1 protein-coding gene and 1 pseudogene are annotated in these 1,200 nt (G+C 69.7%); both read left to right on the top strand.

All coding sequences use genetic code 11. The annotated features are described in order from the left end of the window. A pseudogene (locus ELR45_RS37685) lies at positions 1-233 on the top strand (ABC transporter ATP-binding protein); the annotation flags it as partial. Further along, positions 230-1,200 (top strand): ABC transporter permease family protein (locus ELR45_RS37680; protein WP_205856485.1); only part of this gene is annotated, 971 nt, incomplete at its 3' end. The pseudogene ELR45_RS37685 and the gene ELR45_RS37680, both read left to right, overlap by 4 nt.

Genomic DNA, 1,200 nt, shown 5'->3' with positions numbered 1-1,200 from the left:
CCGAGGGCGGCATCGAGATCCTGGAACTGTTTCGCCGTCTGCACGGCGACGGTCAGACGATTTTGATGGTCACGCACTCCGCCGAGGTCGCCGGCGGTGCGTCGCGCGTGGTCCGGATGCGCGACGGCCGGGTCCTCCACGACATCGACAACGGTGGTGCCGGCGGCGCGGCGCTGGGCGCGGTCATGTCCGCCGTGTCGGAGCAGGCCGTGCCGGAGGACGCCGCGTCGTGAATGCCGCGGCGTTGGCCTGGCTCCGGCTCGATCTCCGCCGCCGGTGGAGATCGCTGTTGGTCCTCGCGCTGCTGGTCGCTCTCGCCGCGGGCACCGTCATGACTGCTGTGGCCGGCGCGCGACGTGGCTCGAGCGCCGTGGACCGGCTGCTGGAGCAGACGCTCCCCGCCACGGTGGTGGCCCAACCGAACGAGCCCGGGTTCGACTGGGATGCCGTGCGGGCATTGCCGGAAGTGGAGTCCCTCGCCACATTTGCTCTCACCGACGAGTACGTGATCGATGAGATTCCCCGGGATGCCGAGGTAGGTCGCTATCCTTTCGCCGACGACGAGGCCCTGCGCACCATCGAGCGTCCGGTGGTCTTGGAAGGCAGACTCCTGGACCCGTCCCGGCCCGACGAGGTAGTGGTCGGCCCGGTCTTTCGGGACACCTTCGGACTTGGCGTCGGCGACGTCCTGACGCTGCGGCTCTATGCACCCGAGACGATGGACGAGCTGGCCTTCTCCGACGCCGCCGCGGTGGAGCCGGACGGCCCGACGATCGAGGCACGGATCGTCGGTGTGGTCCGCTCGCCGGCGCAGTTGCTGAGCGGCGACGAGGGCTTGGAGAGCCAGGGTGGCGTGCTGACGTCACCCGGACTGCTCGAGCAGTACGCGCCGAACTTCGTCGGAGCGTCCGGCGAGGGCATCGTGAACGCCATAGTCCGGCTTCGCGGCGGCGAGGCGGACATCGCCGGCTTCAAGGCAGGGCTGGAAAGGGTCGGTGATCGATCCGACATCGGCGTCTGGAACCTGGCCGAAGAGGCCCGGCACACCCGAGAGGTGACTGGCTTCGAGGCGAACGCGCTGCTGGTGTTCGCGTCGGTGGCGGGTGTGGCAGCCGTGTTCCTCGTCGGCCAGGCTGTGGTGCGCTACACCGCCGCCACCGTCGCCTACCTGCGAGTTCTGCGCGCCGTCGGGATGACACC

Origin of the sequence: Phytoactinopolyspora endophytica, from assembly GCF_004138495.1 — a bacterium.
Lineage (GTDB): Bacteria > Actinomycetota > Actinomycetes > Jiangellales > Jiangellaceae > Phytoactinopolyspora > Phytoactinopolyspora endophytica.
The sequence above is the reverse complement of the archived record's forward strand: the minus strand, read 5'-3'. Positions and strand labels throughout refer to the sequence as shown.